Genomic DNA, 20,927 nt, shown 5'->3' with positions numbered 1-20,927 from the left:
ATGACGACGACGGAGGGGACCACACCCGGCTGGGAGGTCGGGCGGCGCTTCCTGCTGCGCGCGGCCGGCCTGCCGGTGGAGACCGTCCGGGGGCTGCGCTGCCCGCGCGCCCGCGCCTGGGCCGACGAGGTCCTGGCGCACGAGGACCGGCTCGCCGGGGAGGGCGAGGCGCTGAGCGAGGTGCTGCACGGGCTCATCCCCGTCGCCGACGCCTCGGGCGACCACGCCCGCAGGGCGCTGCTCGCGCTGCGCCGCCAGGTCTTCAACAACCGCCCGCCCTCGGACCCGGACGCCGCCGAGCGGCTCGTCGCCGGTCTCGACCCGGCGGCCGGGGCGCGGGTGGGCGGCTGGCTGAAGGACCGGGCCCGGTACGCCGACCTGCTCGCGGAGGGCCCCGGGCTGCTCGCGGAGGAGGTGCGCGGGGCGCGCGGGGCGCTCCGGTCGGCGCTCGCGGAGGACCGGCTGCGGCTCGGGCTGCTGCTGGCCTCGCCGACGCTGGACTCGCGGCTCGACGCGTACCTCGCGGACCGGGCGGCCGTGCCGGACCGGCGGATGCGGAAGATCGAGCGCTCCGCCCTGACGTACCTCTACCGCACGGTCTGCAAGACGAGCCCGTTCAGCACGCTGACGCCGGTGGCGTCGGGGGTGTTCACCGACGGCGGCGGAGACGGGGCGGGCGGGGGCGCGGCAGGCGACGGCACGGCGGCCGGGACGGGGGCGGGCGGGGAGCTGCGGATCGGCGAGGAGCGGTCGGGCCACGTCCGGCTGACGGTGGTGGCGCTCGCGCGGATCGCGGAGCTGATCCTCGCGGACCCCGCGCGTCGGCGTGACCTCCCCGTGGTCCTCTCCCCCGGCTGGGGGCGCGACGAGGACCGGATCCGCTATGTGCGCCAGTGGGTGACGGCCGGCGACGACAGCGCGGCCGTCACCTTCGACGCGGTCCGCGACCGGTTGTTCTACCTGCGGAGCAGCGGCGCCCTGGAGCGGCTGCTCGGCTTCCTCGGCGCGGGTGAGGGCCTGCGGTACGGGGACCTGATCGGGTGGCTGCGGCGGGAGCACGGGGCGGATTCCGCGGAGTGCGAGCGGTACGCGGCGGCGCTGCTCGGGGTCGGCATGGTGCAGGTGCCGGCGCTCCGCCCGGACGTGCACGACGGGGACCCGCTGCGCTCCTTCCAGGAGGCGCTGCGCGGGCTCGGCACCGACTGGGCGGAGACGGTCGCGGGCGGTCTGGAAGGCCCGGCGGCGTGCCTGGCCCGCTATCCGGCCGCCGGGCTCGCCGAACGGCGGGCGCTCCTGCGGGAGCTGCGCGAGGGGCTGCTCGGCGTGCTCGCCGGGCTCGGCGCCCAGGCGCCGACGCTGCCGCAGACGCTGCTGTACGAGGACGTGAGCGCGGGTGAGGCGGTGACGGCCGGCGCGGAACTGCTCGGCGGGGAGACCGGGCGGGCGCTGCGCGCGGTGGAGGGCGTCCTGCCGCTCTTCGACCTGACGCTGGCGCACCGGATCACGCTGCACGGCTTCTTCCTGGCCCGGTACGGGCGGGGCGGACGCTGCGACGATCTGCTGGGGCTTGTGCACGACTTCCACGAGGACCTGTTCGACCAGTACCTGTCGTTCACGGCCGGGCGCGTCGCGTTCGACGCGGACGGGTCCTACGTGCCGGAGGAGAACTGGCTCGGGCAGCCGGCGCTGCGGAGCCTGGACGAGGCGCGGCGGCGGTTCGCGGCGGGGATGCGGGAGGCGTGGGAGCGGGACGGCGGAGCGGAGGAGCTTCGGCTCCCGGCCTCACTGCTCTCCGGCGTGGCCGCGGAGCTCGCCCCGCTGTCGGGGGACTTCGTCCCGCGGAGCCACCATCTGCAGATCGGCCTGGGCCGCGGGACGGACGGGCCCCGGGTGGTGCTGAACCGTTCGTACGGCGGGCCGGCCTTCCCCTTCAGCCGTTTCACCCACGTCTTCGACGGCGGGGGCGAGGGGACGGACGGGGGCGGGGCGGCGCGCGCCGGCCTCTCGGCACGGCTGCGGGAGGAGCTGCGGGAGCGGCAGCCGGAGGGCGCCGTCTTCGCGGAGCTGACCGGTGGCCCGGTGACCAGCAACCTCAACCTCCACGGGAGGCTGACGGACCACCAGATCGTCTGTCCCGGCGAGACGTCGACGGTGCCGGAGGAGGCCCGGATCGAGCTGGACGACCTGTGTCTGACGCACGACGAGGAGACGGACCGGCTGGTGCTGCGCTCGCGGCGGCTCGGCTGCCGGGTGATCCCCGTCTACCTCGGCTACCTGGTGCCGGTGGCGCTCCCGGCGATCCCCCGGACGCTGCTGCTCCTGTCGCCGAGCACCATGGCGCCGGCCGACGTGTGGGGCGGGGTGCCGGAGGGGCGCGCGGTGGACGGGGTGACCCGCAGGCCCCGGGTCGTGCACGGTGACGTGGTCCTGGCGCGGCGGGCGTGGACGGCGGGGACGGCGGTCCTGCCGGCGCGCCGGCCGGGCGGCGACGAGTCGGCCTGGTGGCTGGAGTGGCGCCGCTGGCAGCGGGCGCACGGGCTGCCGGACCGGGTCTTCGCCACCCCCCAGCGGGCCGGGCGGCGGGCGCCGGGCGCGAAGCCCCTGTACGTGGATTTCGAGAGCCCGCTGTCGCTGGCCGCCTTCGACGCCCTGATCGACCGGGGTGAGGGGGCGTCGGTGGTGCTGCGCGAGTCGCTGCCGGACGAGGACGGGCTCCAGCTCGTCTCCGCGCGCGGCCGGCACGTGGCCGAACTGGCCGTCGAGACCTTCACCTCCCCCGCTCCCCGCACCCCTGCCCGTACGGCTACAGAGGACGGCCCGACATGCCGGAACTGACCACCCCGCACCCGAACCCCCCGGCCGGCGACCCCGGACCCTGGCTGGCGCTGCACGTCTTCTACGCGGCGAGCCCCCGGCCGCTGCTCGTCGACTGCGTGCGCCCGCTGGTCGCCCGGCTCTCCGAGGAGGGGCTGCTGGCCGGGTACTTCTTCATCAACTACTGGCTTGAGGGTCCGCACGTGCGGCTGCGGCTGCGGCCGTCGAGCGCGGCAGCGGCCCCCGAGGTGCGGCGGCGGGCCGAGGAGGCGCTCGCCGCCTTCCTGAGGAGTCGGCCGGCGCTGTACGAGGTGGACTCGGGGTTCCTGAAGGACTTCTACAACGCCCTGTTCGACATCGAGTTCCCCGGCGAGGACCGGACCCGGTACATGGGCGAGGACGGCCGGATGCGGCTGCGGCCCAACAACTCCTTCCGCGAGGAGCCGTACGCCCCCGAGTACGCCAAGTACGGCGGGCCGGCCGGCGTGGAGCTGGCGGAGTGGCACTTCCGGCACTCCAGCGACCTCGTCGTGGACGCCTTCCGGACGATGAACCTGCATCTGCGGACGGTGCTGCTCGGCACCTCGGCGCAGCTGATGATGGTGATGGCGAGCTGCTTCCTGCCGGAGGAGGACCGGCTCGCCGACTACCTGGACGGCTACTACCGGTTCTGGCACCGGGCGTTCCCCGACAGCGGGTTCATCGGCTCGGAGGAGTACGAGCGCGGCTACGCGGAGCTCGCCCCGTCGCTGGCCCGCCGGTTCGCGGCGGTCCGCGCGGCGGTCGGGGCCGGGGAGCCGGAGCGGCTGCCGTCCTTCCTGCGGGGCTGGGCCGCGCACTGCCTGGAGCTGCGGTCGCGGGTGGAGGAGCTGACGGCCCGGGGCGAGCTGCTGTTCCCGGTGTGGGAGGGGCCGGCCCGCGAGGACACCGGGCAGGAGCGGACGGAGCCGGTGGGCGCGCCGCCGCTGGAGCCGCTGACGGAGGTGTCGGCGGTGCTGCCCCGGCTCCTGTCCCCGTACATGCACATGACCAACAACCGGCTCCACGTGACGATCCGGGACGAGGCGTACCTCTCCTTCGTCCTGGCCCGGGTGCTGCGCGAGGGCGTGCCGGACCCGGTGGGGGTGGACGCGTGACGGCGGCGGCCGCACGGCGGGCGTACCGGCCCGAGCTGCGGGCCGGAGTGCGGTTCAGCCCGCCGCTGCTGCGCGGGCCGAGGACCGTGCGCCTGATCCGGCACCCCGTCACGGGGTCCGCGTTCGAGGTCGGGGAGAAGGAGCACTTCCTGATCGCCCGGCTCGACGGGACCCGCACCCTGGACGAACTGGCGCCGCTGTACGCGGAGCGGTTCGGGCGCAGGGTCGGGGAGGAGCACTGGAACCGGCTGCTCGGCCTGCTCGGGACCCGGGGGCTGCTGGTCGGCGCGCCGGACCCGGTGGTGCCCGCGCCGGAACCGGCCCCACCCAACTCCCTCTGGCGGGGCAGCCGTCCGATGGTGCGGGACGCCGGCGCCACCACGGCGCGCCTGCACCGGGTGCTGCGCCCGGTCCTGCACCCGGTCGTCCAGCTGCCGCTCGGCGCCGCCGTCCTCGCGCTGCTCGGGGTGCTGATCTGGCAGGCGGGGCCGCTGGTCACGGCGGCGGGCGGGCTGACCGGGCAGCCGGCGGCGCTCGCCGGGATCGCGCTCTTCCTCTGGTTCAGCATCACCGTGCACGAGCTGGCCCACGGGGTCGCCGCCCGGCACTACGGCGGGCACGTGACCGAGATCGGGCTGAGGTGGCGGCTGCCGGCCGCGCTGCTGTACTGCACGGTCGACGACTACCTGTTCCTGCCGGGCTTGCGGGCCAAGCTGGTGATCGCCGGAGCGGGCGCGTACCTCAACATGGCGCTGCTGTTGCCGTTCGGCGCCTGGTGGCTGCTGCTGCCGGCCGGTGCGGACGAACGGCCCTTCGTGGCGGGCCTGTTGCTGCTCGGTACCATCCAGGGGCTCGGCAATCTGGTGCCGTTGCCGCCGCTCGACGGCTACCGGATGCTGGGGCACGCGCTCGGCACCGCCCGGCTCGCTCCGGAGACCCGCGCCTATCTGGCGCTGCGCCGGAGCGGCGGGGCGGAGGCGGTGGCCGGCTACCCGCCGCGGGCGCGGCGGCTGTACACCGCGTACGCGTCGGGGGCCGTGCTCCTGGTGCTGCTCGCCGCGGCGGCGACCGCCACCCTGCTGTTCCTGCTGCTGCGGTGACCGCCGCACCCCCCTTCCCTCCCCTCCGTCGAAGGACCACGCACCACATGAGTGAGGTACAGGCCATGTCGTCCACCCATCCCGCCGGCGGACCGCCGTCCGCGGCCGTCCGTGTCGAGGCGGTCTCCAAGCGCTACGGGGACCGGCTCGCCGTCGACGGCGTGTCCCTGGAGATCAGCCAGGGCGAGTTCTTCGGACTGCTCGGCCCCAACGGGGCCGGCAAGTCGACCCTGGTGGAGATCATGGAAGGGCTGCGCCGGGCCGACACGGGCTCGGTCGCGCTCTTCGGCCGCTCCCCCTGGCCCCGGGACACCGGCCTGCTGCCCCGGATCGGGGTGCAGACGCAGTCCTCGGCCTTCTTCGTCCGCCAGACCGCCCACGAGCACCTGCGTACGGTCGCCGCGCTCTACGGGGCGCGCCCCGGGAGCGTGGACGCCACCTTGGAGGCGGTCGGTCTGACCGCGCAGCGGAAGGTCCGGGTGGAGAACCTCTCGGGCGGGCAGCGGCAGCGTCTGGCCATCGCCTCCGCCCTGGTCCACGGGCCGGAGCTGATCTTCCTCGACGAGCCGACGGCCGCGCTCGACCCGCAGGCCCGGCGGGCCCTGTGGGAGGTGCTGCGCGGGCTGAAGGCGGCGGGGCGCACGATCGTCTACACCACCCACCACCTCGACGAGGCCGAGGCGCTGTGCGACCGGATCGCGATCCTCGTCGACGGCCGGATCGCGGTGACGGACTCCCCGCACCGGCTGGTCGCCGCCGCGCAAGCGCCGAGCCGGCTGCTGCTGCCGCTGGGCCGGCTCGACCGGGCACTGGCGGCAGGGATCGACGGGGTGGAGCGGGTGAGCGAGCAGGGCGGTTCGCTGGTCCTGGAGACCCACGCGCCCGGGCAGGTGCTGTCCGCCGTCGACCGGCTCGTCGGCCTGGACGGGGTGCAGACGCGCACACCGAGCCTGGAGGACGTCTACCTCGACCTCACGTCGAGCCCGACCGCCGCCCCTGACGCCGCGAACGCCGCAGGGAGCCCCGCCGCCGAGACCACCACGGAGCCGTGACCATGAGCGCCTACGCCGCACTGACCGGGGCGGGCTACCGCGCCCAGGTCCGGGACAAGACCACCCTCTTCTTCACCTTCGCCTTCCCGCTCCTCTTCCTCGTCGTCTTCGGCCTGATCTTCAAGGGCCGGGCGGTGGAGGAGAGCGGCCTGTCGTATCTCTCCTACACGGCGGCCGGCGTGCTGTCCTGGGGCGTGGCGAACGCCGCCGTCTTCGGGATCGCCTTCACCCTGATGCAGTGGCGGTCGGACGACATCCTGCGGCTGATCCGGATGTCCCCCGCGCCGCTGGCGGCCGTGATCGGCTCCCGGTACGCGATCGCCCTGGTCGTCGGCGCCGTGCAGTCCCTGCTCTTCGTCGGGGTGGCGATGCTGCCGGTCTTCGGCCTGGAACCCGCCTCCGGCTGGCCGCTGCTGATCCCGGTGCTCGCGCTCGGGGTGACGACCTTCCTCCTCCTCGGGGTGATCATCGGCTCCCTCGCGGACACCCCGGAGTCGGTGGCCGCCGTCGCCAACTTCCTGATGCTGCCCATGGCGTTCCTCTCCGGTTCCTTCTTCCCGCTCGACTCGATGCCGGACTGGCTCCGGAAGGTGTCGCTCGTGATGCCGCTGCGCTATCTCAACGACGCCGTCTCGCACGCGCTCGCCGGGCGCGGCGACCTCTCCGACGTGTGGCTGGGCTGCGCCGCGCTCGTGGGGTTCGCGGTGGTCTTCGGAGCGGTCGCGGTGAAGACCTTCCGCTGGACGAGGTCGTCGTGACCGCGCCGGTGGCGGAGCGGCCCGTGGAGCCGCCGATGGACCGGGCCCGGGCGGAGCTGCGGGCCGCGCTGACCCGGCGGCTCGGAGCCGACGTCCCGGTGGTGCCGGTCGGGGTCACCGACGCGGCCGCTCCGCGGGGCGGGCCGGGCGCGCCGGACCCGTGGGCGGCCGAGCGGGCAGCCGCCCGGGTCCACCTCACCGCCTCCGCGGTGCTGGTCGGCCCCTGGGGCGGCGACGGCACCGCGCCCGCCTGCGGGCGCTGTCTCGCCGTGCGCTGGCAGCGGCTGCGCAGCCGGAGCGAGCGGGACGCGCTGGAGACCGGCGGGCCCGGGGGTCCGAGCCCCGCCGGGGCCTGGCCGCTGCTCACCCCGCACCTGCACGACGCGGTGGCGGCGGTCTGCGCGGCGGTCCTCGACGGGCCGGGCGCCGAGCCGCCCGCGGCGGGGCCCGCCGACCGGGCGCTGCCCCAGGTCACCCGGATCGACCTGGCGACGCTCGCGGTGCGCACCTATCCGCTGCTCGCCGAGCCGCTCTGCCCGGACTGCGCGCCCGCGCCGGAGGAGGCGGGGCCGCGCGCGCTGGAGCCGGTGGAGCGCCGCAAGCCCGACCCGGGGACGTACCGGCTGCGGCCGGCGGGCGCGTACCCGATCCCCGAGGAGGCGCTGGCCAATCCCGTGTGCGGGGCGCTGGGCGGCGGGACCTGGCTGAGCGTCACCTCGCCGACGACGGCCCCGGTGGCGGGCAGCGTCTTCGTGCGCGGATACGCCGGGCTGAACGACGTGACGTGGAGCGGACAGGAGAACGTCTTCGCGACCAGCCGCACCCTGGCCTTCCTGGAAGGGCTCGAACGGTACGCGGGCACCCACCGGCGCTCCCCTCGCGCACCGGTCACCGGCTCCTGGAACGCGCTGCGGGAGCGGGCCGTCGATCCCGCGGAGTGCGGCTTCTACCCGGAGCGCACCTACCGGGAGGACCCGCTCGTCGCCCCCTTCGACCCGGACCGGCCGATCCCCTGGGAGTGGGGCTGGTCGCTGCGCGACCAGCGGCCGGTGCTCGTGCCGTCCCGGCTCGTCTACTACAGCGCGGGACTCCAGGAGGACAACTTCGTCTTCGAGTGCTCCAACGGCTGCGCCATCGGCGGGAGCCTGGAGGAGGCGGTGCTCGGCGGTCTCCTCGAACTCGTGGAGCGGGATGCCTTCCTGAACGCCTGGTACGGGGCGGCGCGGCTGCCCGCCGTCGATCTGGCGACGGTCGGCGGCCGGGCCGCGGCGGCGATGGCGGAGCGGGCCGCGCTCCAGGGGTACGACGTGCACGTCCTGGACAACCGGATCGATCTGCCGGTGCCGGTGGTGACGGCGGTCGCGGTGCGCCGGGACGGCGGCCCGGGACTGCTGTCCTTCGCGGCGGCGGCCTCGCTCGATCCGCGCGCGGCCGTGGAGGGGGCGCTCTCGGAGGTCCTCACCTACATCCCGCACCTGTCCCGGCAGACGCGCGAGCGGCGGGCCGAGCTGGAGGCCATGGCCGACGACTTCGACCGCGTACGTCATCTGAAGGACCACGCCCAGCTGTACGGGCTGCCGCGGATGGCCGGGCACGCGCGGGCCCTCCTCGAACCGCGGGCGGTGCGCTCCTTCGAGGAGACCTACCGGGAGTGGGAGGAGTCGGGGCGGCCCCGGACGCTCGATCTGCGGGACGACCTGCGGGTGGTGGCGGAGGCGCTGACGGGCGCCGGGCACGACGTGGTCGTGGTCGACCAGACGACGCCGGAGCAGGAGCGGATGGGGCTGCGCACGGTCAGCACCCTGGTGCCGGGGCTGCTGCCGATCGACTTCGGCTGGAACCGGCAGCGGGCTCCTCTGATGCCCCGGCTGCGGACCGCGCTGCGGCGGGGCGGCCACCGGGCGACGGACCTCACGGACGGCGAGGTCCACCGGGTGCCGCACCCGTTCCCGTAGGAGCGTGCTCCGTTCGGGCCGGGCGCGCGGCGTCCGGCCCGGTCGGCGGTACGCCCCCGGCCCGTACGCACCGGCGCGCCCCGGTGTCCGTGGAGGCCATGGACACCGGGGCGCGCCGCGGACCCGGGCGGGTCAGGCGGAGCAGGAGGTGGTGCTGGTGGTGGAGCTGCAGGTCGAGGTGGAGCTGGTGCTCGTGGAGCCGGCCAGCACGACCTCGCTGGCGTCCGAGTAGTCGGAGATCTCGAAGGTCTCGGCCTCCAGCTCCAGGATCTCGTCGGCGAGGGTGCTCAGGTCCTTGTTCATGGTGCCTCCTCAGGGTCCGCGGCCCCGTCCGGGGCCGTCTGCCGTGACTCCATTGCAGCGCCCGCCGCTCACCGTTCGGCCCGCCGCCCGCTGGCATCCCGCTGGCGCGCGGCGCCATCGATCCGTTCCCGTCGGCAGGAACCGGCGCAAGCCGGACGAAGGAGAGACCGTGCCCGAGTACACCACTCCGTCCCGCCCCGCCCTGGCCCTGGCCCTCGCCGGGGAGGCGGTCCGTCCCGCCCTGACGCTCTACCTGGATGTCCACTCCTCTCCCGAGCTGTCCGGCGCGGAGGCGCGGACGGCCCGCCTGTTCGGCGACCGGCTGGCGGCGCTCGGCCTGGAGGTGACCCGGGGCGTCGGCGGGCACGGAGTGGTCGGGGTGCTGCGCAACGGCCCCGGTCCGCGGGTCTGGCTGCGGGCCGAGCTGGACGCGCTGCCGCTGGTGGAGGAGACCGGGCTGCCCTACGCGTCGGGGAACGGCGCCATGCACGCCTGCGGCCACGACCTGCACCTGGCGGCGGCCGCCGGTGCGGCGGAACTGCTGGCCCGGACGGCGGCGGACTGGCGCGGCACGCTGGTCGTGGTGGGCCAGCCGGCGGAGGAGACGCTGACGGGGGCGCGGGCGCTGCTGGCGGACGGGGTGTACGAGCGGTTCGGCGTGCCGGACGTGGTGCTCGCCCAGCACGCGGCGCCGCTGCCGGCCGGGCTCGTCGCGCACGGCACGCCCCGGGCGCCGGTCACGGCGGCGAGCGCGGCGCTGGAGGTGACGGTGCACGGGCGGGGCGGGCACGCGGCGACGCCGCAGCTCACGGTGGACCCGGTCGTGACGGCGGCGGCGCTGGTGCTGCGCCTGCAGACGGTGGTGTCGCGGGAGAGCGCGCCGGGCGATCATGTGACGCTCACCGTGGGGACCTTGCGGGCGGGGACGGCGGTCAACGTGGTGCCCGACACGGCGTCCCTCGGCATCGGGCTGCGTGCGCTGACCGACGCGTCCCTGGACCGGGCGCTGGCGTCGGTGGAGCGGATCGCGCGGGCCGAGTGCGCGGCCTCCGCCTGTCCGCGCGACCCGGAGATCGCGCGGGTGAACCGGGCCCCGGCGCTGTGGGGCGACCCGGCGGCGACGGCGGCGGTCCGGGCGGCCCACACGGCCCTGTTCGGTCCTGAGCGGGTGGCGGACTGGCCCGCGTCGGCGGCCTCGGAGGACTTCGCGCTGTACGGCGGGGCGGGAGACGCGCTCCACGGCGCCGGTGACGTGCCGCTGGTGTACTGGATGACGGGTGTCGCGGGTCGCCGTCAGTGGGCCGCGGGACCGGACCGGGTGCCCCCGAACCACTCCTCCCGTTTCGCGCCGGAGGTGCGCTCGGCGCTCCCCGCGGCCGTCGCGGCGCTGACGGCGGCGGCCCTGGACCGGCTGGGCGGGGCGGCGGACGCCGGTTCGGGGTCCTGAGCGGGCCACCGTCACCTCCCGAACGCGGCGCGCGCCGAGAGTGGCCTTACGGGCTGTCAAGGGGGCCTGAGAGTTTGGGAGTTGGATACGGGTGGGGTTGACGGGCGGTCGGCGCGTCCATAAGTTCACAGCTTGATAAAAGGCGCACCGTCCTGCGGGACACGGACGGAACCGGGCGGGCCGGGTCCGGACGGCACAGCGGCGCGCCTCGACGAAAGGGTTGTCAGGTGCAGCTCAATCCTCTGCGGGGTGCGCGGCACGGGACGCGTACGCGCCCCCGCTCGCTCGCCGCCCTCCTCACCGGCGCCCTCCTGGCGACCGGGCTGGTCCTCACCGCGCCCACCACCGCGCAGGCCGCGGGCGAGCGGGTGGACGTCTGGCTGACCACCACCTCCGACGCCGGAGGCCGTACCGTCACCCGGGGACTCGCCCCGCAGGCCCCGCTCGCCTTCGGCCCCGCAGGCGGCGCCGCGAACCACACCGTCACCGTCGACGAGTCCACCACCTACCAGCAGTTCGAGGGCGGCGGCGCCTCGATCACCGACACCACCGCCCACCTCTTCCGCGGCGGCGCCATCAGTGCCGCCACCCGCGACGAGGTGATGCGCAAGCTCTTCTCGCCCACCGACGGGATCGGGCTCTCCTTCGTCCGCAACCCCATCGGGGCCTCGGACCTCTCCCGCCCCGGGCACGTCTCCCTCGACGACACCTGCTGCGACCTGAACGACTTCGGCGCCAACGGCTACGACACCCCCGTGCGGCTCCTGACCGCGCAGGCGAAGCAGCTGAACCCGGCGCTGCGGGTCAAGGGCGTGCCGTGGAGCGCACCCGGCTGGATGAAGGACAACGGCCGGATGGACCAGATGGGCTGGTTGAAGTGGGAGCACTACCCCACCTACGCCCAGTATCTGGTCAAGTACGTCCAGAGCTACCAGGCGGCGGGGGTCAAGGTCGACTACCTCTCGGTGCAGAACGAGCCGAACTGCTGCCAGGCGGGCAACCCCACGGCGATGAACTACCCCGGCATGAGCTGGAACCCCTCGGGCCTGGCCGAGTTCACCAAGAACCACCTCTACCCGGCCCTGCGGGCCGCCGGCCTGAACACCAAGGTCCTGGTTCACGACTGGAACTACGGCGACTACGCGAACTTCGGCGCCGGCGTCCTCGGTGACGCCGCCGTCCGCGACGACCCGCTCTTCGGCGGCATCGCCTGGCACGGCTACTTCGGCGACCCGGCGGTCGGCAGCCAGGTCCACGACCAGTACCCGTCGGTCCGCCAGTTCAGCACCGAGCACTCCGGCGGGACCTGGATCGGGAACCAGCACGACGAGGACCTGAAGGACATCGTCTCGTACGCCCGCAACTGGAGCGGCAGCCTGGTGAAGTGGAGCCTGGCGCTCAACCAGTCCATGGGCCCGCACAACGGCGGCTGCGGCACCTGCACCGGGCTGGTCACCGTGCAGGAGGGCGGGGCCAGGGCCGGGCAGGTCGACTACACGATCGAGTACTACACGACCGGTCACCTCACCAAGTTCGTGAAGCCGGGCGCGTACCGGATCGCCTCGACCGACAACGCGACCGTGCGGAACGTGGCCTGGCGCAACCCGGACGGCTCCAAGGCGCTGATCGCGCACAACGGCGGCGGCTCCGCTCAGTCCGTCCGCGTCGACTGGGGCGGCCAGTCCTTCACGTACACCCTGCCCGCCCGCACCACCGCCACCTTCACCTGGTCCGGGACCCCCGGCGCCGGAGCGCCCTCCGGCGCGCTGACCGGGCTCGCCGGCAAGTGCCTGGACGTGGCGGGCGGGGCGAGCGCCGACGGCACCGCCGTCCAGCTCCACACCTGCAACGGCACGGCGGCCCAGCGGTGGACGCTCGCCGCCGACGGCAGTGTCCGGGCCCTCGGCAAGTGCCTGGACGTCACGGGCGGCGCGGTCGCCGACGGGACGAAGGCACAGCTGTACACGTGCAACGGCACCGGCGCCCAGCGGTGGAGGTACGACGCGGCCACCCACGACGTGGTCAACACGGCCGCCGGCCGGTGCCTGGACGTGACGGACCGCTCCTCCGCCGACGGCGCACGCGCGCAGATCTGGTCCTGCACCGGCGCGGCCAACCAGAAGTGGACCCACCAGCCGTCCTGACCGCCGCCCCTCCCCCGTCCTCAGGAGACCGCATGCCGCACCACGCGCACCATCGACACCACCGGCACAGGGGGCGCGGCCGCGCCCTCGCCGCCACCGCCGCCACCGCCGTCTCGGCCGTGCTCGCCACGCTGCTCGCGGGAGCGGCGCCGAGCGCCGCCGCGCCGGGCGCCGACGACCCCGCGCCCCGGGCGATCGACCGCTTCGAGGGCGAGGTGCCCTTCGCGAACCCGCCCGCCGAGGGGATCTTCACCTGGGGCGGCGACGCCGACGACCACCCGACGCTCGCGCTCGCCGAGCGGGCCGACGCCCCCGAGGGCGCCAAGGTCCTCGAAGGCCGCTACGACATCAGCGGCTGGGGCGGCTTCACCCACGACTTCGCCTTCGACCGGCCCGCGCAGGACTGGACCGCCCACCGGGGCATCCGCTTCTGGTGGTACGGGCAGAACACCGCGCCGCTGCCCCCCGGTTCGGGCAAGCGGATCAACTTCGAGCTCAAGGACGGCGGCGCGAACGGCGAGGCGTCCGAGCTGTGGACGACCTCCTTCACCGACGACTGGGAGGGCTGGCAGCTCGTCGAACTCCCCTTCTCGTCCTTCCAGTACCGCGCCGACTACCAGCCGGTCGGCGGCATCGACCAGGTGCTCGGCCTGGACCGGATGTGGGGGTACGCGCTGACCCTGCCCACGGGTGCGCCGGGCTCCTTCGCGCTCGACGGCGTCGAGCTGTACGGCAGGGCGGAGCCGGCGCTGACCACGCAGGTCGTCACGGGGGCCGCCGTGCATCCCGTGGCGGAGGGCGCCGCCGCCCGGATCGACATCACCGTGAACACCACGGGCGCGCGGCCGACGGACCAGCCGGTCACGGTCGCCTACGCGACCGGGGACGACGGCCCGGCCGAGGCGGGCACGGACTACCGGCCGGTGGCCGGCAGCCTCGTCTTCCCCGCGGGGACGCCCTCCGGCACCACCCGGTCGATCACCGTCGAGACGCTGAAGGACCGCTCCGGCGAGGTGGCCGAGACGATCCCGGTGGAGCTGACCGTCGAGGGCGCCAAGCCGCCCGCCGAGCACCCGGTCGTCGTGGTGGACGCGCACGGGCTGCCGTACCTCGACAAGCGGCTGCCCGTGCAGCGCCGGGTCGCCGACCTGCTGTCCCGAATGACCCCGGAGGAGAAGGCCGGGCAGATGACCCAGGCCGAGCGGAACGCGCTGCGGGCACCGGGTGACATCGCCGGGTACGCCCTCGGCTCGCTGCTCTCCGGCGGCGGTTCGGTGCCCTCGCCCAACACGCCCGAGGCGTGGGCGCGGATGATCGACGGCTACCAGCTGCGCACCCGGGCGACCCGGCTCCAGATCCCGCTGATCTACGGCGTGGACGCGGTGCACGGGCACAACAACGTGGCCGGGGCGACGATCATGCCGCACAACATCGGCATCGGCGCCACCCGCGACCCGGCGCTCGCCGCGCGCACGGGTGCCGTCACGGCGAAGGAGGTGCGGGCGACCGGTGTGCCCTGGGACTTCGCGCCGTGCCTGTGCGTGACGCGGGACGAGCGGTGGGGCCGGTCCTACGAGGCGTTCGGCGAGGACCCGGCGCTGGTCACCGCGATGGAGACGGTGATCAACGGCATGCAGGGCGCGGCCGACGGGCGCGACCTGGACCGCAACGACAAGGTGCTGACCAGCGCCAAGCACTTCGTGGGTGACGGCGGCACGACCTTCGGCTCGTCGACGACCGGCTCGTACACGATCGACCAGGGGGTCACCGAGGTGACCCGCGAGGAACTGGAGGCGGTGCACCTGGCGCCGTTCGCGGAGGCGGTGGAGCGGGGCGCCGGCACGGTCATGCCGTCGTACTCCTCGCTCGACGTCATCGGCGACGGCAAGGGTCCGGTGAAGATGCACGCCCACGCCGAGATGATCAACGGGGTGCTGAAGGACCGGATGGGCTTCGAGGGCTTCGTCATCAGCGACTGGCAGGCCATCGACCAGATCCCCGGGGACTACCCGAGCGACGTGCGGACCTCGGTCAACGCCGGCCTGGACATGATCATGGTGCCGACGAACTACCAGGAGTTCACCCGGACCCTGGTGGCCGAGGCCGGGGCGGGCCGGATCCCGGCCGCCCGGATCGACGACGCGGTGGCCCGGATCCTGAAGCAGAAGTTCCGGCTCGGGCTCTTCGAGAAGCCGTACGCCGACACCACCCACCTGCCGTCGGTCGGCTCGGCCGGACACCGGGCGGTGGCCCGGGAGGCGGCGGCCGCCTCGCAGGTGCTGCTGAAGAACGACGGCGGGGTGCTGCCGCTGAAGGCCGCGCAGAAGGTGTACGTCGCCGGGTCCAACGCCGACGACCTGGGCAACCAGACCGGCGGCTGGACGATCAGCTGGCAGGGCGCCCCCGGGAAGCGGACCACCGGCACGACGATCCTCGACGGGATGCGGAAGGTCACGCCCGGACTGACCTGGTCCCAGGACGCCTCCGCACCGGTGGAGGGCTATGACGCCGGGGTCGTGGTGGTCGGCGAGACGCCGTACGCGGAGGGCGTCGGCGACGTCGGCAACGGGCACGACCTGGAGCTCAGCGACGCCGACAAGGCGGCGGTGGACCGGGTGTGCGCGGCGATGCCGTGCGCGGTCCTGGTCGTCTCCGGGCGGCCGCAGCTGATCGGCGACCGGCTGCCGGGGATCGACGCCCTGGTGGCGTCCTGGCTGCCCGGCACGGAGGGCGACGGCGTCGCGGACGTGCTGTACGGGCGGAAGCCCTTCACCGGGCAGCTCCCGGTGACGTGGCCCCGCTCGGAGGCGCAGCTGCCGGTGAACGTGGGCGACTCCTCGTACGACCCGCAGTACCCGTACGGCTGGGGTCTCACCACCCTGACGGCGGCGCCGAAGGGCGGGGAGCCGGTGCTGAAGGCGCTCGGGCTCGCGGCCCGGGTGCTCCAGGCGGCCGGGCGGGGCGATTCACCCGAGGCGCGGCGCCTGGTGGCCCGGGCCCGGCTGCTGGTGCAGGATCGCATCGGGCAGCGGGTCACGGAGGCGGTGGCGAAGCCCTTCGCCGAGGCCGACCACCGGCTGCTCTCCGGTGATCCGGCGGGCGCGGTGGCGCGGCTGACCGCGGCCTACCGCGCGGCCGGCTGAGTGCGGGGCCCGGTGGACCGGCGCCTCGCGGGAGGCCGGTCCACCGGGCCCTTCCGGCCCGTACCGGGGGCTCGCGGACCCGGACCGATCCTCGGCGTTGCATAGCCATGCGGATTCATGCATACTATTGCCATGTCCAAGGTTCTCACCTCCCTTCCCGTCGGCGAGCGCGTCGGCATCGCCTTCTCCGGTGGTCTCGACACCTCCGTCGCGGTCGCGTGGATGCGTGACAAGGGCGCGGTCCCCTGCACGTACACCGCCGACATCGGCCAGTACGACGAGCCCGACATCGCCTCGGTGCCCGGGCGCGCCCGGGCCTACGGCGCCGAGGTGGCCCGTCTGGTCGACTGCCGCGCCGCGCTGGTCGAGGAGGGGCTGGCCGCGCTCACCTGCGGCGCCTTCCACATCCGCTCCGGCGGCCGGGCCTACTTCAACACCACCCCGCTGGGCCGCGCCGTCACCGGCACCCTCCTGGTGCGGGCGATGCTGGAGGACGACGTCCAGATCTGGGGCGACGGCTCGACCTTCAAGGGCAACGACATCGAGCGGTTCTACCGCTACGGCCTGCTGGCCAACCCGCACCTGCGGATCTACAAGCCGTGGCTCGACGCCGACTTCGTCACCGAGCTCGGCGGCCGCAAGGAGATGTCGGAGTGGCTCGTCGCCCACGACCTCCCCTACCGGGACTCCACCGAGAAGGCGTACTCCACCGACGCCAACATCTGGGGCGCCACCCACGAGGCGAAGACCCTGGAGCACCTGGACACCGGCATCGAGACCGTCGACCCGATCATGGGCGTGCGGTTCTGGGACCCGTCGGTCGAGATCGACACCGAGGACGTGACGATCGGCTTCGAGCAGGGCCGCCCCGTCACCGTCAACGGCAAGGAGTTCGCCTCCGCCGTCGACCTGGTGATGGAGGCCAACGCGATCGGCGGCCGGCACGGGCTCGGCATGTCCGACCAGATCGAGAACCGGATCATCGAGGCCAAGAGCCGCGGCATCTACGAGGCCCCCGGCATGGCGCTGCTGCACGCCGCCTACGAGCGGCTCGTCAACGCCATCCACAACGAGGACACCCTCGCCCAGTACCACAACGAGGGCCGCCGGCTCGGCCGCCTCATGTACGAGGGCCGCTGGCTGGACCCGCAGGCGCTGATGATCCGCGAGTCGCTCCAGCGCTGGGTCGGCGCCGCCGTCACCGGCGAGGTCACCCTGCGGCTGCGGCGCGGCGAGGACTACTCGATCCTCGACACCACCGGCCCGGCCTTCAGCTACCACCCGGACAAGCTGTCCATGGAGCGCACCGAGGACTCCGCCTTCGGCCCGCTGGACCGGATCGGCCAGCTGACCATGCGGAACCTCGACATCGCCGACTCCCGCGCCAAGCTGGAGCAGTACGCCGGCATCGGCCTCATCGGCGCCGGCGGCCCCGCCATCGGTGCCGCGCAGGCCGCCGCCACCGGCCTCATCGGCTCGATGCCCGAGGGCGGCGCCGAGGCGATCGCCTCCCGCGGCGAGACCCCCGACACCGAGGAGACGGCGCTCGACCGCGCCGCCATGGAGACCGGCACCGACTAGGTCCCGTCGAGATCTGAGCGACCCCGAGGAGGGGCGGCCCCGGCCGCCCCTCCTCGGTCGTTCCCGGATCCGCCGCGCCTCGCCCCGCGCCTCGCCCTCGCGCCTTCCCGCCGCGCACCGCCCTCGCGCCTTCCCGGTGAGCCTTCCCGGTGAGCGGGAAACGGCTCCTGCGCCGGGCCGCCCCTCCCTGCGAGGCTCCCTCCGTCGTGGACGCACGCCCGCGCCCCGCACGGGACGGGCCCGCAAGGAGGTCGTGACGGATCATGAGGGGCGCTGAGACTCTGGCCCGGCTGGCGGACTGGGCCGCCGAGACGTACGGCGACGAGGAGGCCCTCGTCTTCGGCGGGGACCGGTGGACCTTCCGGGAGCTGCGCGACCGCGTCGACGGGGTGGCGCGCGCGGTGATCGCCCAGGGGGTCCGCCCCGGCGACGCGGTCGCCGTCTGGGCGCCCAACAGCGCCCGATGGGTGCCGGCCGCGCTCGGCGCGGTGGCCGCCGGGGCCGTCCTCGTGCCGGTGAACACCCGCTACCGGGCGGCCGAGGCCGCCGACATCCTGCGCCGCTCCCGCGCCCGGCTGCTCTTCACCGAGCACGACTTCCTGGGCACCGACTACCGCGCGCTGCTCGCGGAGTCCGGTGAGGAACTCCCCCTCCTCGACCGGACGGTGGCGCTCCACTCGGGCGACTGGCCGGAGTTCCTGGCCGGCGGGGAGGAGGTGACGGCGGAGCGGCGGCTCGCCCGCTCGGCGGCCGTCCGCCCCGACGACCCCGCCGACGTCCTCTTCACCTCGGGGACCACCGGCCGGCCCAAGGGCGTCCCCACCACCCACGGGCAGAACCTGCGCGTGTACGACGCCTGGGCCCGCACCGTCACCCTGCGGCGCGGCGACCGCCATCTGCTGGTCAACCCCTTCTTCCACACCTTCGGCTACAAGGCGGGCGTCCTGGCCTGCCTGCTGCGCGGGGCGACGATCGTGCCGGAGGCGGTCTTCGACGCGGAGACCGTCCTGCGCCGGATGCGGGACGAGCGGATCTCCGTCCTCACCGGCGCGCCCACCGTCTTCACCTCGCTCCTCCACCACCCCGACCGCGCCTCCTACGACCTGGGCGCGATGCGGATGGCGGTCACCGGGGCGGCGAACATCCCGACCGCGCTCATCGAGGAGATCAGGACCGGGCTCGGCGCCCGCGCCGTCTCCACCGCGTACGGGCTGACCGAGTCGACGGGCGTGGTCGCGATCTGCCCGCCGCACGAGTCCCCCGAGACGCTGGCCCGCACCTCCGGCACCGCCCTGGAGGGCACCGAACTGCGGATCGACGCCCCGCCCGGCGAACCGGGCGAGATCCTGACGCGCGGATTCCACGTGATGCGCGGCTACCTCGACGACCCCGCCGCCACCGCCGAGGCGGTGGACGCGGACGGCTGGCTGCGCACCGGCGACGTCGGCGTGCTGGACGCGCGCGGCTTCCTGCGGATCACCGACCGGCTGAAGGACATGTTCGTGGTCGGCGGGTTCAACGTGTACCCGGCCGAGGTCGAGCAGGTCCTGCGGACCCATCCGGCCGTCCTGGACGCGGCGGTCGTCGGCGCGCCCGACGGGCGGCTCGGCGAGGTGGGCGTCGCCTACTGCGTCCCCGCCGCGGGCGCCCGCATCGACGGCGCGGAGCTGACCGCGTACACCCGCGAGCGGCTGGCCAACTTCAAGACCCCGCGCGCCTTCCACGCGCTCCCCGCCCTCCCCCACAACGCGGCGGGCAAGGTCGACAAGGGGGCGCTGCGAGGGCTGGCGGGGCACACCACCACCGGACGAGGAGCACGATCGTGAACGACAGCACCACCACCCCCACCGACGTCGACGTGATCGTCGTCGGGGCCGGTGTCACCGGCCTGTACGCCGTGCACCGGCTGCGCGCCCTCGGCCACCGCGTGCGCGGCTTCGAGCGCGGCGACGACGTGGGCGGGGTCTGGTACTGGAACCGCTACCCGGGCGCCCGCTGCGACGTGGAGTCGGTGGACTACTCGTACTCCTTCGACGAGGAGCTCCAGCAGGAGTGGGAGTGGAGCGAGCGGTACGCCACCCAGCCCGAGATCCTGCGCTACCTCGCCCACGTCGCCGACCGCCACGACCTGCGCCGCAGCTACTCCTTCTCGACCTCGGTCGTCTCGGCCGAACTCGACGAGGAGGCGCTGACCTGGACGGTCCGCACCGACCGGGGCGAGACGGTGTCGGCCCGGTACTGCGTCCTGGCCGTCGGCTGCCTCTCCGCCGCGCACCGGCCGGACATACCGGGGGTCGCGGAGTTCGCCGGTCCCGTCCACCACACCGGGGCGTGGCCGCACGAGGGCGTCGACTTCACGGGCCTGCGCGTCGGCGTCATCGGCACCGGCTCCTCCGGCATCCAGGCGGTGCCGCTCGTCGCCGAGCAGGCGGCGCACCTGACGGTCTTCCAGCGCAGCGCCAACTACAGCGTCCCGGCCGGCAACCGTCCGCTCGACGCGGCGACGCGGGCCGAGCAGCGGGCGGGGTACGCGGAGCGGCGGCGCCTGTCGCGGCTCAGCGGCGGCGGCTCGCCGCACCAGGCCCATCCGGCGGCGACCTTCGAGGTGTCCGAGGAGGAGCGGCGGGCCGCGTTCGAGGAGCGGTGGCGGCTGGGCGGGGTGCTGTACTCCAAGACCTTCCCCGACCAGCTGACCGACCGGGCGGCGAACGAGGCGGCGCGCGCGTTCTGGGAGGAGAAGGTCCGGGGCGTGGTCGAGGATCCGGCCGTCGCCGATCTGCTCGTGCCCACCGACCACCCGATCGGCACCAAGCGGATCGTCACGGACTCGGACTACTACGCCACGTTCAACCGTCCCGACGTGAGCCTCGTCGGCCTGCGCGGGAACCCCATCGAGCGGATCGGGAGCGGCGGCGTCGTCCTGGCCGACGGCACCCTCGTGGAGCTGGACGCCCTGGTCTTCGCGACCGGCTTCGACGCGATGACGGGCGCCCTCGACCGGATCGAGGTGCGGGGGCGCGGCGGGCGGCGCCTGAAGGACGACTGGGCCGCGGGCCCCCGGACGTACCTGGGCCTCGGGGTGGACGGCTTCCCGAACCTGTTCAGCCTCACCGGAGCCGGCAGCCCGTCCGTCATGGCCAACGTGGTGCTCTGCGCGGAGCAGCACGTCGACTGGCTGGCGGAGTGCCTGCGCCACCTCGACACCCACGGCTACCGGGCGATCGAGGCCCGGGAGGAGGCAGTCGAGCGGTGGGTCGCGGAGTGTCGCGACCGGGCGGCGGCGACGCTGTTCCCGGCGGCGGACTCCTGGTACCAGGGCGCCAACATCCCCGGCAAACCCCGGGTGTTCATGCCCTTCATCGGCGGCTTCGGGGTCTACGGGGAGATCATCGCCGGGGTGGCGGAGGCGGGGTACGAGGGGTTCGACCTCATCGGGGCGTGACCCACGGGCGGCACCCGCGCCCCTGCGCCCACCGGTCGGTGGGCGCAGGGGC

At 74.7% G+C, this 20,927-nt stretch carries 13 protein-coding genes; 12 read left to right on the top strand and 1 reads right to left on the bottom strand.

Going from position 1 to position 20,927, the window contains the following annotated elements; all coding sequences use genetic code 11:
* Genes ACF1BN_RS13135 through ACF1BN_RS13110 form a run of 6 tightly spaced genes read left to right on the top strand, consistent with a single transcriptional unit; the run spans position 1 to position 8,815 of the window.
* Entirely contained in the window at positions 1 to 2,835 is a 2,835-nt protein-coding gene (locus tag ACF1BN_RS13135) for a lantibiotic dehydratase (protein WP_392331678.1), read from the top strand.
* Entirely contained in the window at positions 2,823 to 3,950 is a 1,128-nt protein-coding gene (locus ACF1BN_RS13130; protein ID WP_392331677.1) for a lantibiotic dehydratase C-terminal domain-containing protein, read from the top strand. Before ACF1BN_RS13135 ends, ACF1BN_RS13130 begins: the two co-directional genes overlap by 13 nt.
* A complete protein-coding gene (locus tag ACF1BN_RS13125; protein ID WP_392331676.1) occupies positions 3,947 to 5,050 on the top strand; it encodes a metalloprotease in 1,104 nt (367 codons plus the stop codon). Before ACF1BN_RS13130 ends, ACF1BN_RS13125 begins: the two co-directional genes overlap by 4 nt.
* 47 nt (positions 5,051 to 5,097) lie before the next feature.
* Complete coding sequence (locus ACF1BN_RS13120) at positions 5,098 to 6,102, top strand: ATP-binding cassette domain-containing protein (protein ID WP_392331675.1); 1,005 nt, start codon at positions 5,098 to 5,100, stop codon at positions 6,100 to 6,102.
* 2 nt (positions 6,103 to 6,104) lie between these two features.
* Positions 6,105 to 6,860 carry an ABC transporter permease gene (locus tag ACF1BN_RS13115; protein ID WP_392331674.1) on the top strand — a complete coding sequence of 252 codons (756 nt, stop codon included), beginning with the start codon at positions 6,105 to 6,107 and terminating at the stop codon, positions 6,858 to 6,860.
* Positions 6,861 to 6,895: 35 nt separating this feature from the next.
* Positions 6,896 to 8,815: a TOMM precursor leader peptide-binding protein gene (locus ACF1BN_RS13110; RefSeq protein WP_392331911.1), complete on the top strand. Its 1,920-nt coding sequence runs from the start codon at positions 6,896 to 6,898 to the stop codon at positions 8,813 to 8,815.
* Between the two features lie 132 nt (positions 8,816 to 8,947).
* Here ACF1BN_RS13110 and ACF1BN_RS13105 read toward each other — a convergent pair whose 3' ends face one another.
* Positions 8,948 to 9,118 carry a thiazolylpeptide-type bacteriocin gene (locus ACF1BN_RS13105; protein ID WP_030757923.1) on the bottom strand — a complete coding sequence of 57 codons (171 nt, stop codon included), beginning with the start codon at positions 9,116 to 9,118 and terminating at the stop codon, positions 8,948 to 8,950.
* A gap of 169 nt (positions 9,119 to 9,287) precedes the next feature.
* Here ACF1BN_RS13105 and ACF1BN_RS13100 point away from each other — a divergent pair, with 169 nt between their 5' ends.
* The 6 genes from ACF1BN_RS13100 (at position 9,288) to ACF1BN_RS13075 (ending at position 20,875) form a co-directional block, all read left to right on the top strand.
* Positions 9,288 to 10,565 (top strand): amidohydrolase, encoded by a 1,278-nt coding sequence (locus ACF1BN_RS13100; RefSeq protein ID WP_392331673.1) that lies wholly within the window; start codon positions 9,288 to 9,290, stop codon positions 10,563 to 10,565.
* A gap of 227 nt (positions 10,566 to 10,792) precedes the next feature.
* Positions 10,793 to 12,709 carry a ricin-type beta-trefoil lectin domain protein gene (locus tag ACF1BN_RS13095; RefSeq protein ID WP_392331672.1) on the top strand — a complete coding sequence of 639 codons (1,917 nt, stop codon included), beginning with the start codon at positions 10,793 to 10,795 and terminating at the stop codon, positions 12,707 to 12,709.
* Between the two features lie 32 nt (positions 12,710 to 12,741).
* Positions 12,742 to 15,852 carry a glycoside hydrolase family 3 N-terminal domain-containing protein gene (locus tag ACF1BN_RS13090; protein WP_392331671.1) on the top strand — a complete coding sequence of 1,037 codons (3,111 nt, stop codon included), beginning with the start codon at positions 12,742 to 12,744 and terminating at the stop codon, positions 15,850 to 15,852.
* A 132-nt stretch (positions 15,853 to 15,984) separates the two neighbouring features.
* Complete coding sequence (gene argG / locus ACF1BN_RS13085) at positions 15,985 to 17,433, top strand: argininosuccinate synthase (protein WP_392331670.1); 1,449 nt, start codon at positions 15,985 to 15,987, stop codon at positions 17,431 to 17,433.
* Between the two features lie 263 nt (positions 17,434 to 17,696).
* Complete coding sequence (locus tag ACF1BN_RS13080; protein ID WP_392331669.1) at positions 17,697 to 19,259, top strand: FadD3 family acyl-CoA ligase; 1,563 nt, start codon at positions 17,697 to 17,699, stop codon at positions 19,257 to 19,259.
* Positions 19,256 to 20,875, top strand: coding sequence for a flavin-containing monooxygenase (locus tag ACF1BN_RS13075; RefSeq protein WP_392331668.1), 1,620 nt, complete (start codon positions 19,256 to 19,258; stop codon positions 20,873 to 20,875). Before ACF1BN_RS13080 ends, ACF1BN_RS13075 begins: the two co-directional genes overlap by 4 nt.
* Positions 20,876 to 20,927 lie beyond the last annotated feature (52 nt).

The organism is Streptomyces sp. NPDC014861 (genome assembly GCF_043081625.1).
Lineage (GTDB): Bacteria > Actinomycetota > Actinomycetes > Streptomycetales > Streptomycetaceae > Streptomyces.
This window is presented reverse-complemented; position numbering and strand designations above follow the sequence as displayed.